Source organism: Variovorax sp. dw_954 (assembly GCF_018449755.1).
Taxonomy (GTDB): Bacteria; Pseudomonadota; Gammaproteobacteria; order Burkholderiales; family Burkholderiaceae_C; genus Variovorax.
Genome location: NZ_JAAVVD010000021.1, coordinates 80,926 through 94,877 on the forward strand (window position 1 = coordinate 80,926; position 13,952 = coordinate 94,877).

Genomic DNA, 13,952 nt, shown 5'->3' on the forward strand with positions numbered 1-13,952 from the left:
TGTCAGGTCTCCAGGCGCCACGTGGCGCACACAGGTTCAGGCGCTCAGGCCAGGAATTCGATCAGGTGCCGGGCCACCAAAGCCGGCGCCTGGGTCACGGCCAGATGGCCCACGTCGGGCAGCACGATGCTTCGGCTGCCAGGAATGCTTTGGGCCAGGGCTAGGGTGAGTGCGGTGGGCACTACACGATCCAGCGCACCGGCGATCAGCAGCGTCGGCTTCGCGATGCGGCTGATGTCCAGGTTGGGCATTTCGCCTGTGGCCGCGGCCCGCCGTTCGGAACGCGCCGAACGTACTGGCGCCGAAGCAAAGTGACGCCGGGCGACCGGATTCGCCTGTAGGTAGGCCGACGGGTAGAAGTATTCAGCCATCTGCACCGCCGATTCGGGCAGCTCGCCGCGCAGCCGTGCCAGCGCTTGCGCTACTTCAGGATTGGCCTGCGCGAGCGACGCTTGGAGCGGCCAGGTGCTGCCCAGCACCAAACGCCGGATCGCATCCGGCTGCCGCACTGCCAGGGCCTGCGCGACACGTCCACCGAAAGAGGTGCCGAACACATGGGCCGTCGAATGGCCCAGCGCATCTAGCAGCGCCTTGGCATCGTCGGCGAGCATCGCCAGGGTGGCGGGTTGTTCGGGATTGGCGGTGTCACCGCAGTCGCGTTGGTCGTAGGTGATGACCGTGAAGTGCTCGGCGAGCGCGGGCCGGACGAGTGCGAATTGCCGCCTGCTGCCTTCGGCGCCGTGCAGCAGCAGCAGGGGTGGCCCGCTGCCTTCCACTTCGTATGCAGTGCGTGTCTCGTTCAGTTCCAGAGTGTCCGACAAGGTCACGCCCCTTCAGCTCATCTCGATGCCCAGCGGGGGCAGCAGCTGGTGGTAGCGCTCGATCTCCGCAGTGACATAGGCTTTGAAAGCGTCCGGGCGCTGGCCGTCCGGCTCGGCACCGCTCTCGTGGGCGAACTTGACGAAGGCGGGTGCCTGAGCGGCATTGGCCATGGTCTGGTGCAGGGACTCCAACAGCGGGGCCGGCAGCTTGGCGGGTGCCCACACGCCGCTCCAGGCCGGGATGTCCTGCACATTCAGGCGCGATTCGGCGAAGGTGGGTACCTCGGGGAACAGCGTGGATCGCGTGGTGCCCGAGATGCCCAGCGCGCGCAGTTGCCCAGCCTTGATCTGCTGGTATGCGACCGAAGGCGAAAGAAAAGCGCAGTCGACCGTTCCGGCGATCAGGTCCGTGGTCGGCGTGCCCTTGAAAGGAACGTGGACCAGGTCCACGCCCACGCCCTTGCAGAACAGCACACCGATGACATGCGTGGTGTTGCCCACGCCAGACGAACCGAAGTTGAGGAACCCCGGCTTGGCCTTGGCGGCAGCGATGAACTCGTCGATGGTCTTGTACGGCGACTTGTCGCTGACCAGCAGAGCGAAGCCCGACGAGCGCGTGAGGCGCGTCACCGGCGTGAAATCGGCAATCGAGTCGAAGGGCAGCTTCTTCATCAGCACCGCGTTCGTCGTGAAGCCGCCGGTGGTGTAGAGGACCGTGTTGCCGTCCGGCCGTGCGCGCGCCACCTCGAGGGCGCCCAGGGACCCCCCCGCGCCGGCCTTGTTGTCCACGATCACGGGCCGCCCCGTGCCCTTGGTGATGGCGTCGGCGAGGATGCGCGCCGTGATGTCGGTGCCGCTGCCGGCAGAAAAAGGCACCACAATGCGAAGCGGCTGTGAGCCCTGGGCCTGCGCCCCGCGAGGCACCAATGCCGTGGCGGCCAGTGCGCCGATGAAGGACCTGCGGTCTTGAAGCATGCTTGTCTCCTGTTCTTGTGATTCCTGCAACCAGGCGGTTCAGGAGAGGCACAAGGTTAGGGGCGGCCGGCAAGCGCGTCCAAGCACATCTTCTGATCGGGTCGATAAGCCGCCGGCATCGGCGCTCTGATCAGGCGAGGGTGGCGTTGGGCCAGCGTCCCTCGCGCACATGCGCCTCGATTGCTTCTCGCAGCACCTCCATCACGCCCTCGGTGGCCCGCGATGCGGGGCGGTCCGACGCGCGGGCGATCACGCGATGCAGGAACAACCCGTCGATGGGAATGGCCCGCAGCCGGCCGGCGTCCAGATCTTCCTGCACGGCAGCGGCGAAGTGGGCCGTGACGCCAACGCCGGCCATGACCAGCCGCCGTGCCACTTCGGCCGTCTCGACTTCGACCACCTGGTTGAGCTCGATCTTTGCGCGCGCGGCTGCCACCTCCAGCTCGAGCCTCACGCCCGACTTGATCCGGCCCGTCATCACCAGCGGCACGCCATCGAGGTCGCGCACTCGAACCTTTTTCAACCTGGAAAAGCGCGCGTCGTCATGCCGTGCAATCAGGCAGACCTGTTCTTTCATCAGCGGGATACTCTGCACGTTCGCTCGCTCCACAGGCTCGATCAGCAAAGCGACGTCCACTTCGCCTTGCGCCAGCATTTGCTGCAGCGAGGGTGCAAAGCCTTCGATGATGCGCAGGCGCACGTCGGGAAAACGCTCGAGTACGGCCTTGGTGAGCAGCACGGTCAGCTGCTGAGCGAGCCCTGGCGACAGGCCTACAGCCACGGGCCCGCGCGGTTCGCGCTGGCGCACCACAAGGTCGGTCTTCATCTGCTCCGCGTAACGCAGCAGGAATACCGCGCGCTCGAGCAACAGGAGTGCTTCTTCGGTTGGGGCGGCGCCCCTCGCGTGACGCTCGAATAGTCGTACGCCGAGTTCCTCTTCCAACAACTGTATCTGACGGCTAAGCGCGGGCTGCGTCACATGCAGGACGCCTGCTGCCCTGCCGTAGTGCTGCTGCGTAGCGAGTGCGACGAAGTAGCGGAGTTGACGCAGGTCCATGCGGCAATCGTAGCCTGTTCACTTTTCCGAATCGCGAGCGCCGTGGAACAGTCGTGAATGACAGCATTCAGAGTCTGTACTCGACGCTCGCGATGCGGCTCGCGTCAGGCACCGTGCCCTTCAAGTCGGAGAGTCCACTTCCCGGCGTAGGCGCTCCCATCGGAACCGGGGCGAACTCCGTGTCATCGCTCAATTCCGAGCGCGCTGACCCGTCGCGCGTTTGGCCGGCTGCGCGAGCCAACGCTCCATGCCATCAAGCAGAAGTTTCAGGCCCGCGTCGAAGGCCGTCTTCGTGTCGACCTTCGAGAACGCCTCGGCGAAGAAGTGCGCGTCAGGGTACTCCGCTTCCGAGGTCATCCGGATGCGGCTGCGGATGTACTCGCCATGCTCCGCCGGCAACTGGCGATTGACCTCGGCGTATGCGGAAGTCATGACGTACTGCATGAACAGGTGGTAGCCCAATGCGCATTGTTCCGGCGTGAAGCCTCCCGCCCTGAAAATGCTGGCAATCCTGTTGAGATAAACCATCCCGTAGTCAGTTTCGCCGGGGCCCACCTGCTGGAAGAGGCGGAAGCGGTTGTGGGACATGAGGTAGCGCAGTACGCCGCCGTACTTCCTCATGACGTCGAAGATCGCGTGGGCGTGATCCTCCATGTTGCTGCGCCAGTTCTCCTTGGTCAGCGGACGCAGTTGCTGGACGCGGTCCATGAAGTACCGGTTGATCACCCCGGAGATCAACTCATCCCTGCTGCCGGCGTAGTAGTGGATCAAGGCGGGCGTCACGCCGAAGTGCCGCGCCAGTCCGACGATCGACAACTCGTTGAGCGGCTCCACCATCGCCAGTTCGACAGCCTTGTTGAGGATCTCTTCCCTCGAAATCATCGGAGTGACCGAAGGATCGAGGCCATCGACCTTGCTCGGACGGCCGCGCCGACGCGGTACTGCCGGCGTCTCGATCCCGCTCTTCGGCGCCCGTGGTTTCCGCCCTGCCGGCACGGCGGAGGGCACTGGGTTCAATGTCTTGCCTGATGTCTTCATAGGGGCTTTCTGCCTGTTTGACGCACCATTAATTTTGCCCTACATTTAATTAATGCGTAGTTAATTAACGGAGACAACAGCATGATCGAAGCTCCCAGAGCGAAGGCCAAAGTAACTGCAGGGTTGAGAGGCGCCGGCTGGAACCCGGCCCGGATGGACCGGCCCTACAACGTCAGGCCGCACGGCTTGCGAACAGCCGACAACCAGCGCACGCTGGGCTTCCTCTACTCGCTGACCGGCAAGGAGAAGACAGTCGTGTGCCTGATGCACCCCCGGGAGTTCTCGGGTACCCCTTACCTGGTGCCAGACGTGCTCGATGCGGGATGCGCATGCTGGGTGCAGGCGCCGCGATCGATCGGCAACGACCTGCGCCTGGAACACGAGGTTGCACTGCTCGATGTCGCAGCGGGCGTCGCGCACCTGCGCACGCTTGGCTTCGAGGAAGTGGTGTTGCTCGGCAACTCTGGCGGCGCTGGCCTCTATGCCTTCTATACGCAGCAGGCATTGCGCGCCCCCGCCGAACGGCTCGCTGCCACGCCGGGAGGCCGTCCGGTCAAGCTGGCGGCAGCCGACATGCCACCCCCGGACAGGCTGATCTTCGTGTCGCCTCATCCGGGACAAGGCAAGCTGCTGATGAACTGCATCGATGCCTCGGTGACCGACGAGCGCGATCCGATGTCGGTCGATGAAGCCCTGGATCCCTTCGACCCCATCAACGGCTATCGTGCTGCGCCGGCATCGTCTTCCTACGCTTCCGAATTCGCAACGCGCTACCGTGCGGCGCAGCGCGCTCGGGTCGAGCGCATCGACGCACACGCCAGGACCCTTCTGCGGGAACGTGCCGCGGCGCGAAAGGAGCTCAAGGCCTATGGGCCAGACGCAACCCTCCCGGGCGCATTGCGGCGCAAGGTCGCCCACACGCCGATCTTTCCGGTGTGGCGCACCGACGCGGACCTGCGCTGCTGGGATCTGAGCCTCGACCCCTCCGATCGCGACGTCGGGACGCTCTGGGGCCAGGACCCGTTCACATCGAACCTCGGGAGCGTCGGTTTTGCACGGCTGGTCACGCCCGAGTCGTGGCTTTCGACCTGGTCGGGCCTCAGCTCGAACGCAAGCTTCGAAAAGTGCGGCCAGGAACTCCGGCTGCCGACCTTGATGCTCGAGTACACGGGAGACCAGGCAGCCTTTCCCTCCGACATGGATGCCATCTTCGAATCCCTTGGAACGACAGAAAAGTCGCGCCAGAAGATTCGCGGCAATCACCACGGCATGCCGCTCGTGGAGGGCGAGGAGTCCGGGCAGGTTGCCGTCGGTCGTGCAGTCCAGTCGTGGCTGCGAGAAGAGGCAATGGCCTGACAGGGCCGCCGCATCCCGATGAATTCAGGAGACTCCGTGAAAAGAAACCACCTCGCCGGATGGACCTGTGCGCTCGCGTTGACGCTGCAATGCGTCCCTGCGTTCTCGCAAGCCTTTCCCACCAAGCCCATGAAGATGGTGCTTCCAACCGCGCCCGGTACCGCGCCGGACACCATCGCCCGCATCATCGGCAACAAGCTGGCGTTGGCAATGGGGCAGCCCGTGATCGTCGAGAACAAACCGGGTGCTGGGGGCATCCTCGCGATGAACCAGCTCAGGCAGTCGCCCGCCGACGGCTACACCTTCTCGCTCGTCCACGCGGCCGTTGCCACGGTGACGCCGCTGACCTACAAGGAAGGAAAGTACGACATCGAGCGCGACTACGAAACGGTGGCCGTGCTCGGCGTCACGCCCATGCTGTTCGTCGCAGGGCCCAAGTTCGCGGCCAGGACGCTGGCAGAGGCGATCAAGGCGGCTAAGGCAGCGCCCGACCAGGTGTCGATCGGCAACCCGCAGCGCACGTCCATCCCGCACCTCGCGAACGAGCTGCTGGCCATGAAGACCGGAACGCACTTCCAGCAGGTTCCCTTTGCCACGACCGGGCAAGGCGTGCAGGCCGTCGTCTCGGGCGACATCTCGATGTACACGGATGGGGTTGGCCCGTTGTTGCAACTGGTCAAGTCGGGCCGGTTGCACGCACTCGCAGTCGCTTCCGACAAGGTCTTGCCCGGGCTGGAAGGCATTCCACTCGCGCAGGACACGGTGCCGGGCCTCAACGTCTATGGCTGGTTCATGATCGCCGCTCCCAAGGGCACGCCGAAGCCCGTGGTCGAGCGACTGAACGCAGAGCTCAACGCCGCGCTGCAAATGCCTGACGTGACAGCGAAGTTCGCGGAATTCGGAACCTACGCAACGCCCGGCTCGGTGGCGGCTGCACAGGCCTTTGTCAAACGTGAAAAGGCGCTGTTTGGCGGCGTCGTCAAATCGATCGGAGCAATCCCGGAATGAACACTCTTGCAACGAACGTCTCCCGCCGCATCGGCGTCGCCTCGCCCATCGAAGGCGTCGTCTATCCCCCGATCGAGCGATTGCAACGCTATCTCGAGGCCGGCGCGCTGACACATGAATCGCTGGCCGACGGGCTCCGAGCGTCATTCGCCAATCATGCCGATCGCACGGCGCTCTGCGGGAGCGCAGGGGACCTCACGTATCGGCAGCTTGACGACATCACGGACCGGTTTGCGGCGGCTCTTCTCGCCTTGGGCCTGCGCACACTGGATCGGGTCATCTTCCAGTTTGCCAATTCCAACGAGCTCGTGATCGGATTCGTCGCTTGCCTCAAGGCAGGCCTCATTCCGGTTGCGACGCTCGCTGCGCACCGTGAGCACGAGATCGGGTACCTGGCGGGCCTCAGCGGAGCACGCGCGCATTTCGTCCAGGGCGACGACGGCAAGTTCGACGACGTGGCGTTTGCGCAGCAGATGCGGTCCCGGGTTCCGGGCTTGAAATGGATCATCCAGGCCCGAGGCGTGGCGCGTTCCGATGCGCATGGCATGCATTCGATGATCGATGCAATGCCGCTGGACGTGGCGCGCCGTGCGCTGGCAAATGTCGAACTCGACCCATTCCAGGTGGCGGTGTTCCAGCTGTCGGGTGGCACGACCGGTGTTCCCAAGATCATTCCGCGCTTCAACAACGAATACCTCTACAACATGCGCGCGGTCGCGCAGTTCAACGGCTACCGGGCCGACGACGTGCTGTTCATGCCATTGCCCATGATGCACAACCTCAACATGGGATGCTGCTTCGGTCCCTTCCTGCTGACCGGTGGTGCCGTCACGGTGGCGAGCGATCTGCAGCCTGCATCGCTCACGGCGATCTTCCAGCGTTACCTGCCAACCTGGGCAGTCCTGGGTGGGCCGATCCTCGAGAAGCTGCGTCCGGCCATCGAGTCCGGCCAGATGCCGGTGAAGCAGTTGCGCGGCGTCGTTTCGTCGACCGGTGCGCCGAGGCTACGCAGCATCCTCGGCGTGCCCGCCTACCACATCTTCGGAATGACCGAGGGTGTCATCATGATGACGCGGGATGACCAGCCGCAAGTCGTACGCGATTCCATGGTGGGCCGACCTGTTTCTCCGCACGACGAGGTCAAGCTCTTCCGGATCGGAACGGAGGAAGAGATCCTGGAAGAAGGCGTTGAAGGCGAATGTGCGTTCGCTGGGCCCTACACCATCCATGGCTACTACCGCGCGCCGGAGCGGAACAAGGAGACCTTCACGCGAAGCGGCTTCTACCGTTCCGGAGACCTCATGTTGTTCCGGGACATCGAGGGCCAGCGCTACTACAAATTCTGCGGGCGCACCAAGGACGTGGTGGACCGCGGCGGCGAGAAGATCAACTGCGAAGAAGTCGAAGGTGTCGTTTCGCGCCACCCGGCAGTGGCCATGACGTCTGTCGTCGGCATGCCCGACCCTGTCTTCGGCGAGCGGGTGTGTGCCTTCATGGTCGTCCGGGAAGGCCATGAGGCCCCGAGCGTTGCAGACCTCGGCGCCTTCCTCAGCGAAGTTGGTGTCGCCAAGTTCAAGTGGCCAGAACGTATCGAGGTCCTGGACGAGTTTCCCCTCACGAAGACCGGCAAGTTGAGCAAACCGCTGCTCAGGCAGGTCATCGTCGACAAACTGGCAGCCGAACGGGGCGTTGCCGCGAACAACCATTCCGAAGCAAGGAGCTCAACATGATTCCCACCTCAGGACTTCCGCTCGTGGGCGTCCACCACACGGCGCGCCCGACCTGGAAGCTGGCAGAAACCGTTCACTTCTATCGCGACCTGCTTGGCTTGCCGCTGGTGCATGCCATCTCCGCACGGGGCTGGGGGCCGGAGGACCATGCCGACTTCCTCCACTTCTTCTTCGACAGCGGAACGGGCAGCACGATCGCCTTCTTCTACTACATTGGAACCGAGGCGCCCGAGTTCGCCACCGCCCGCGACGACTATCGCTACCGCGCCACGCATACCGCCTGGCGCGTGGAGACGCGGGAGGATCTCCTGGCATGTCGCGCGAAGATCGAAGGGGCCGGACTCAAGGTCAACTATCAGATCCGGCACGAGGTGATCGAATCGATCTACTTCAACGATCCCAACGGTTATTCGCTCGAGATCACGTGGCAGGTTCGCCCCTTCACTGAACTTGATGTCGCGGACGCCAACCGGACGCTGGAAGCGGGCATCGCACTCGAGAACGCAAGCCGCGAAGGGACAACCGTTTTTTCGTCCATCGACGACGTGTGGCGCGGCAAGGGCGAGCGCCTGGCCGCAGACATGGAGGTGCAATGATGCCCGCCATCTTTGTCCTCGACGTGCCGGAGTTCCTGCCGCTGGTCGAGCATGCGCGCACCGTCGACTCTCTCAGGGTGAGTGGTCCGAAGCTGGGCTACTTCCGCCTGGACGGAGCGACGCACATCCGGTTGAACCGCAAGGCATTGGGATTCAAGCCGGCGGTCTGGCACGGCGCCCTGACCGGGGGCCTGGTCGGTCACGTCGAGCACTTCGACAACGACGACCTGGTCATCTGCGAGGAAAGGCCGGCATCATGAAGATCGCAATCGTGGGAGCAGGTCCCTCGGGGCTGTACTTGGCAATTCTCGTGAAGCGGCGCTGTCCGGACTGGCAGGTCAGCGTAGTCGAGCAGAACGCTGCCGATTCGACTTTCGGCTTCGGCGTCGTCCTGGCAGAGACCGGCCTGAACCGACTGAAAGCTGCTGACGAGGCGACGTACAACGCCATGCTCGCGAAGATGACGTTCACGACGCACCAGATCATCACGACCAGGGAAACGCCGATCGCGGTGAAGCGCCCGAACGCCGGCGGAGGCGCCATTGCACGCATCGATCTGCTGCACGTGCTCCAGGAAGCCGCAACCGGCGCTGGCGTCGACATCCGCTTTGGCACGCGCATCCAGCACCCCGACGATCTGCGCCAGTTCGGGTTGGATGACGCCGATGTCGTTGTTGGAGCCGACGGCATCAACTCGGTCGTTCGTGCAGCGTACGAGCGGGAGTTGGGCACGACGCGCGAGTCGTTGACAAATCATTTCGCGTGGTTTGGTGTCGGCAAGGCGTTCGCAACCGCCGCCCTGGTGTTTCGGGAATACGAGGGCGGGGCGTTCATCGCGCACTACTATCCCTATGGCCCGTCGAACAGCACCTTCGTGGCCGAGTGCGATGACGCCACCTGGCAGCGCCTTGGCATGGCGGAGATGTCGGCCGACCAGCGCCAGGCGCTGTTCGAGAAGGTGTTCGCGCCGGAGCTCGATGGTCATCCATTGATCTCCAACAACTCTGCATGGCGGCAGTTCCCCGTCATCCGCAATGCGCACTGGACGTCGGGTCGCATCGTGTTGATAGGCGATGCGGAGACGAGCGCGCACTTCTCGATTGGCTCGGGAACCCGCATCGCGATGGACGATGCCATTGCGCTGGCCGACGCGCTGGTGGCCGACGGCGACGACCCTGGCGTGGCGCCCGTGGACCGTCTCGGCCGCTTCGCAAAGACACGCGGCCAGGAAAAGTCGAAGCTGATCGGCGCGTCCGAAAAGTCCTATCGCTGGTACGAGGACATCGCGAAATGGATGCGCCAGTATTCACCGCACGAGTTCATCCACGCATTCATGACGCGGACCGGGCGTGTGAGCGACGAGCGCCTGGCGGAGGCCTATCCGGAACTGGTTCGACAGATCGAAGCGGCACGCAGCAAGGGCGCCTCGTCCACCGATGCAGCCCATGGGCAGGTCGCATGATCGACAGCTACGAGTCGGTTGTCTCACGCCGGCCCTTCGTCGTTCGTCGCCGTGTGCGCTGGTCGGACTGCGACCCCGCCGGCGTGGTCTACACCGGGAAGTTCACGGAGTACGTGCTGAATGCCGCGGCGCTCTTCGCTTCCGAACTGGCGCAAGGAGATCCCGCCGCATGGCGCCAGGCCCTTGGCGTCGACACACCCTGCAAAGGCATGGCGCTCGAGTTTCATCGGGTGCTCTGGCCCGAGGAAGAGTTCGAAATGCTGCTCGATGTACCCGAGGTGCGGGAGCACGGGTACGACCTTCGCATCGAGGCGGTCCAGGCCGGTACCCGGATCTTCAGCGCACGCTTCTCTCCGATCTGCATCCGGCGCGACGCGCGAGTGCGCGCCCCCGTTCCCCCCGCGCTGCTCGATGCGCTCGCCCCGTTCCGTACCCACACCTGATTCCCGAAGGCATTCGTTGTCATGACCACTCTCTTTCGTATTGGCCAGATCGTTCCCAGTTCAAACACCACGATGGAAACGGAGATTCCCGCCATGCTTCGCGCCCGCGAAGCGCTGCGGCCGGAACGTTTCTCCTTTCACTCGAGCCGGATGCGCATGCATCGCGTGACGGTGGAGGAACTGGCCGCCATGAACCGCGAGGGGCTGCGCTGCGCCGCGGAACTGGCCGACGCGCGCGTCGATGTGATGAGCACGGCGTGCCTGGTGGCCATCATGGCGCAGGGGCTGGGCTATCACCGCCAGGTCGAATCGGATTTCAGGCGCGTGGCGAATGAAAACAAGTCGGACGCCAAGGTCATGACCTCTGCGGGCGCCTTGATCCATGGGTTGAAGGCGCTCGGCGCCAGGCGCATCTCGCTGCTTGCGCCGTACATGAAGCCGCTAACCGACAAGGTCGTCGAATACATCGAGAACGAAGGCATCGAAGTCCAGGATCGCGTCAGCTTCGAGATTCCGGACAACCTCGAAGTCGGGCGCCGGGATCCGATGCGCCTGCTCGATGACGTCAAGCGGCTCGATACGGCCAACGTCGATGTCGTGGTGCTTTCCGCCTGCGTGCAGATGCAATCGATCCCAGCCATCCAGAAGGCACAGGACATGCTCGGCATTCCGGTGACCTCGACCTCCGTCTGCACCGTTCGCAACATGCTGGACTTGCTCGGGCTGGATGCGGCCACGCCGGGTTTCGGCAAGTTGCTGGCATAGGCGCGGGAGCGATCATGCAGGTCATCGAAGTCGAACGCGCAGGCGGGCCGGAAGTCCTACGCCTTGCCGAGCGCGTGCAGCCCGTGCCCGAGCCTGACGAGGTTCTCATTCGCGTGCGCGCAGCCGGCATGAATCACGCCGATCTTGCGCAGCGGGCCGGCCTGTACCCCTTGCCGCCGGGCACGACCGACATCCTTGGCCTGGAAGTCGCCGGTGAAGTCGTGCAGGTGGGAAAGGATGTCGTGAGCCTGAAGGAGGGCGATGCCGTTTGCGCGTTGCTGGCGGGGGGCGGATACGCCGAGTACGTGGCGGCGCCCGCAGTTCAATGCCTGCCAATGCCGAGCGGCATGACGTTCGCGCAGGCGGCCGTGCTGCCGGAAGCTTTCGCAACGGTATGGCTCAACGTCTTCGACAAGGCTTCACTCAAGCGCGGTGAACGACTGCTCGTGCACGGTGGATCGAGCGGGGTCGGTATCGCTGCGATCCAACTGGCGACGGCCTGGGGCGCGGAGGTCTATTGCACCGCTGGCACCGACGAGAAATGCCGTCGATGCGAGGAGGAGGGCGCCACGCGAGCCATCAACTACCGCTCGGAAGACTTCGAAGAAGTCCTCACGGGTGGCTCTGTCAGGAAGCACGTCGATGTGGTGTTCGACATGATCGGTGGTTCGTACTTTCCGAAGAACATCAAGGTCCTCGCGCGCGACGGCAGGATGGTCTATGTGTCCGCGCTGGCCGGACGCAAGGTCGAGCTTGACCTGGTCGATCTCATGCGCAAGAGACTGTCGCTGTTCGGTTCCGTGCTGCGCCCCCTGTCTCCCGCAGCGAAGGGATCGGTGCTCAGGGGGATGTCGGAAGTGGTCTGGCCCTTGCTCGAGGAGAAGAGGTTCGTGCCTGTCATTCACCAGCAGTTCCCCTTCGATCGGGTTGTCGATGCGCATGCGCTGATGCAGTCCCACGGGCACATCGGCAAGCTGGCTTTGACTTGGTAAATCCTCGCTGAGCGGATTGCCCTGAAGCACGCCCGCCTTCGTTCTCGCCTGTTCGATGCCTCCAAACAGGAGGCTCGCAACTCCCGAAAACCGCGCTTGAAACGCCCGCTGGCCGACATTGGCGTGCAGCGCGAGGGTAACCACCCGTACCGAAGTTGCAGCGATTAATTGACGCACCATCAAATAAAATCTAAAGTCATATTAATGGTGCATCAATTAATGCTGCTGCAGGCAGCGCACCGTGGGCCATGCGCCGTGAGCCATGCAACAAAACCAATGGAGACAAAGATGAAAAAAGCGCGCCGAGATACACCGTCCCGCTGGACCTACCTCGCGGTCGTCCTTGCGGCGTCGATCGGCATGTTTGCGGGCTTCGCACCGGTCTTCAACAGCACGGCCGGCATCTTCTTTGGCCCGGTATCGCATGAGTTCGGCTTGAGCCGCGCCGATGCATCGCTGTCCTATGCGGCATCGATGCTCGGACTCGCTTTGGTGAGTCCGCTGGTGGGGCGACTGATGGACCGCTACGGCGTGAAGCGCGTCATCGGAGTTGCCATCGTGCTGTTCGCCGCGAGCGTCGCTTCGATGAGTTTGCAGAATGGCAGCAAGCTGATGTGGGCGGGGATTTCACTGATCGTCGGAATCACTGGCGCAGCGACGTCCGTCCTGGGATACCTCGCCGTTCTGCCGCAGTGGTTCGACAAACGATTGGGCCTGGCCGTGGGCATCGCGATGTGCGGCCTGGGCGCTGGCGCCATCGTCATGCCGAGCCTCACGCAGGCACTGGTCTCGGCCCTGGGCTGGCGGACCGCCTACGTTGTCCTGGGTGGCGGCTCGCTGCTATTGTCGGTGCCTGCCTGGCTGCTGATCAAGGAACGTCGCACGCAGCTCGACAAGGATCTGGCGCACGCGCATGGCCACGCCTATCGCCGTTCATTTGCGGCTGCGCTGCGCTCGTGGCGCCTCTGGGCCATCTTCTCGATATTCGTCCTGGCCTCCGCCGCGACCTTGTCATTTGGGCCGCATCTTCCTTCGATGCTTGTCGGCAAGGGCTTCGCTGCCATGGATGCTGCGCGGAGCGCTTCGACAGTCGGGGCAGGGCTCCTGGTCGGTCGCATCCTGACGGGCGTCCTGATCGACAGGATTCATGCGCCGTTCGTTGCCTGCGGCTTCTTCGTGGCGGGTGCCGTCGGCACCTACCTGATCCGTGTGTCCGACACCTATCCGTTGCTGCTGGCGGCGTGCTTCCTGGTCGGCCTGACCATCGGTGCGGAGGGCGACATGATCGCGTACCTCATCCGGTCGTACTTCGGTCTCGACGCGTTCGGCTCGCTGTTCGGCATCGCCTTTGCGGGTTACGGACTGGGTGCCGTCGCTGGGCCCATCGTTGTCGGAATCTACTTTGACAACACCGGCTCCTACGCAATGCCACTCGCGATCATGCCCGTGCTGCTCGCGCTGGCGGCAGGCCTCGCGCTCTCGCTTGGCCGCTATCGACCCCTTGTGGAACCACGCGACCACGAGAGCGGCACCCACATCGACAGCGACGACTTGACCGTCGCCTCTCCCCTTCGAAAGTCAGTGAGCCCGGCGCAATAGCGCCCCGCCCCGGCGCCAAGCCTGGCGCCCCCTGCAACCCCATCAGCCATCGCTCGAGCGAAGCGCTCATGCCGCGCAGGCGCAAGCGCGCGTGCCGGATGCCGCTTGCA

The 13,952-nt window shown here is 64.0% G+C and carries 14 protein-coding genes; 10 read left to right on the forward strand and 4 right to left on the reverse strand.

All coding sequences use genetic code 11. From position 1 onward, the window contains the following. Window positions 1-44: 44 nt before the first annotated feature. The 4 genes from HB681_RS27135 to HB681_RS27150 all read right to left on the reverse strand — a co-directional run bounded on the left by HB681_RS27135 (window position 45) and on the right by HB681_RS27150 (window position 3,735). Window positions 45-821 (reverse strand): alpha/beta fold hydrolase, encoded by a 777-nt coding sequence (locus HB681_RS27135; RefSeq protein ID WP_213957980.1) that lies wholly within the window; start codon window positions 819-821, stop codon window positions 45-47. A 12-nt stretch (window positions 822-833) separates the two neighbouring features. After that, on the reverse strand, window positions 834-1,796 hold the full coding sequence (locus HB681_RS27140) for a tripartite tricarboxylate transporter substrate binding protein (RefSeq protein WP_213957981.1): 963 nt from the start codon (window positions 1,794-1,796) through the stop codon (window positions 834-836). Between the two features lie 130 nt (window positions 1,797-1,926). After that, the gene (locus HB681_RS27145; RefSeq protein ID WP_213957982.1) at window positions 1,927-2,853 is read right to left on the reverse strand and encodes a LysR family transcriptional regulator; all 927 of its coding nucleotides are present in this window, start codon (window positions 2,851-2,853) and stop codon (window positions 1,927-1,929) included. Window positions 2,854-3,042: 189 nt separating this feature from the next. Continuing rightward, window positions 3,043-3,735 carry a TetR/AcrR family transcriptional regulator C-terminal domain-containing protein gene (locus HB681_RS27150; RefSeq protein WP_213957983.1) on the reverse strand — a complete coding sequence of 231 codons (693 nt, stop codon included), beginning with the start codon at window positions 3,733-3,735 and terminating at the stop codon, window positions 3,043-3,045. Between the two features lie 309 nt (window positions 3,736-4,044). Between HB681_RS27150 and HB681_RS27155 the strand changes: the two genes are divergently transcribed. The 10 genes from HB681_RS27155 (at window position 4,045) to HB681_RS27195 (ending at window position 13,842) form a co-directional block, all read left to right on the forward strand. Next, on the forward strand, window positions 4,045-5,247 hold the full coding sequence (locus HB681_RS27155; protein ID WP_256354481.1) for an alpha/beta hydrolase: 1,203 nt from the start codon (window positions 4,045-4,047) through the stop codon (window positions 5,245-5,247). A gap of 36 nt (window positions 5,248-5,283) precedes the next feature. Further along, entirely contained in the window at window positions 5,284-6,255 is a 972-nt protein-coding gene (locus tag HB681_RS27160; protein ID WP_213957985.1) for a tripartite tricarboxylate transporter substrate-binding protein, read from the forward strand. Then, window positions 6,252-7,985, forward strand: coding sequence for an AMP-binding protein (locus HB681_RS27165; RefSeq protein WP_213957986.1), 1,734 nt, complete (start codon window positions 6,252-6,254; stop codon window positions 7,983-7,985). Before HB681_RS27160 ends, HB681_RS27165 begins: the two co-directional genes overlap by 4 nt. Next, entirely contained in the window at window positions 7,982-8,581 is a 600-nt protein-coding gene (locus tag HB681_RS27170) for a VOC family protein (protein ID WP_345944756.1), read from the forward strand. The genes HB681_RS27165 and HB681_RS27170 overlap by 4 nt, the downstream gene beginning before the upstream one ends. After that, on the forward strand, window positions 8,581-8,841 hold the full coding sequence (locus tag HB681_RS38830) for a hypothetical protein (RefSeq protein WP_345944757.1): 261 nt from the start codon (window positions 8,581-8,583) through the stop codon (window positions 8,839-8,841). Before HB681_RS27170 ends, HB681_RS38830 begins: the two co-directional genes overlap by 1 nt. Continuing rightward, on the forward strand, window positions 8,838-10,043 hold the full coding sequence (locus tag HB681_RS27175) for an FAD-dependent monooxygenase (protein ID WP_213957987.1): 1,206 nt from the start codon (window positions 8,838-8,840) through the stop codon (window positions 10,041-10,043). The genes HB681_RS38830 and HB681_RS27175 overlap by 4 nt, the downstream gene beginning before the upstream one ends. Next, on the forward strand, window positions 10,040-10,486 hold the full coding sequence (locus HB681_RS27180) for a thioesterase family protein (protein ID WP_213957988.1): 447 nt from the start codon (window positions 10,040-10,042) through the stop codon (window positions 10,484-10,486). The genes HB681_RS27175 and HB681_RS27180 overlap by 4 nt, the downstream gene beginning before the upstream one ends. A 21-nt stretch (window positions 10,487-10,507) precedes the next feature. Further along, the gene (locus tag HB681_RS27185; protein ID WP_275946418.1) at window positions 10,508-11,251 is read left to right on the forward strand and encodes an Asp/Glu racemase; all 744 of its coding nucleotides are present in this window, start codon (window positions 10,508-10,510) and stop codon (window positions 11,249-11,251) included. Between the two features lie 14 nt (window positions 11,252-11,265). Beyond that, window positions 11,266-12,243, forward strand: coding sequence for an NAD(P)H-quinone oxidoreductase (locus tag HB681_RS27190; RefSeq protein ID WP_213957989.1), 978 nt, complete (start codon window positions 11,266-11,268; stop codon window positions 12,241-12,243). 219 nt (window positions 12,244-12,462) lie between these two features. Continuing rightward, window positions 12,463-13,842 carry an MFS transporter gene (locus HB681_RS27195; RefSeq protein ID WP_345944758.1) on the forward strand — a complete coding sequence of 460 codons (1,380 nt, stop codon included), beginning with the start codon at window positions 12,463-12,465 and terminating at the stop codon, window positions 13,840-13,842. Window positions 13,843-13,952: the final 110 nt, after the last annotated feature.

Excerpts from the sequence above, each read along its gene's own strand:
- HB681_RS27140 (WP_213957981.1), bottom strand. The coding sequence starts at position 1,796 with ATGCTTCAAGACCGCAGGTCCTTCATCGGCGCACTGGCCGCCACGGCA.
- HB681_RS27145 (WP_213957982.1), bottom strand. The coding sequence starts at position 2,853 with ATGGACCTGCGTCAACTCCGCTACTTCGTCGCACTCGCTACGCAGCAG.
- HB681_RS27150 (WP_213957983.1), bottom strand. The coding sequence starts at position 3,735 with ATGATTTCGAGGGAAGAGATCCTCAACAAGGCTGTCGAACTGGCGATG.
- HB681_RS27155 (WP_256354481.1), top strand. The coding sequence starts at position 4,045 with ATGGACCGGCCCTACAACGTCAGGCCGCACGGCTTGCGAACAGCCGAC.
- HB681_RS27165 (WP_213957986.1), top strand. The coding sequence starts at position 6,252 with ATGAACACTCTTGCAACGAACGTCTCCCGCCGCATCGGCGTCGCCTCG.
- HB681_RS27170 (WP_345944756.1), top strand. The coding sequence starts at position 7,982 with ATGATTCCCACCTCAGGACTTCCGCTCGTGGGCGTCCACCACACGGCG.
- HB681_RS38830 (WP_345944757.1), top strand. The coding sequence starts at position 8,581 with ATGCCCGCCATCTTTGTCCTCGACGTGCCGGAGTTCCTGCCGCTGGTC.
- HB681_RS27175 (WP_213957987.1), top strand. The coding sequence starts at position 8,838 with ATGAAGATCGCAATCGTGGGAGCAGGTCCCTCGGGGCTGTACTTGGCA.
- HB681_RS27180 (WP_213957988.1), top strand. The coding sequence starts at position 10,040 with ATGATCGACAGCTACGAGTCGGTTGTCTCACGCCGGCCCTTCGTCGTT.
- HB681_RS27185 (WP_275946418.1), top strand. The coding sequence starts at position 10,508 with ATGACCACTCTCTTTCGTATTGGCCAGATCGTTCCCAGTTCAAACACC.
- HB681_RS27190 (WP_213957989.1), top strand. The coding sequence starts at position 11,266 with ATGCAGGTCATCGAAGTCGAACGCGCAGGCGGGCCGGAAGTCCTACGC.
- HB681_RS27195 (WP_345944758.1), top strand. The coding sequence starts at position 12,463 with ATGCTGCTGCAGGCAGCGCACCGTGGGCCATGCGCCGTGAGCCATGCA.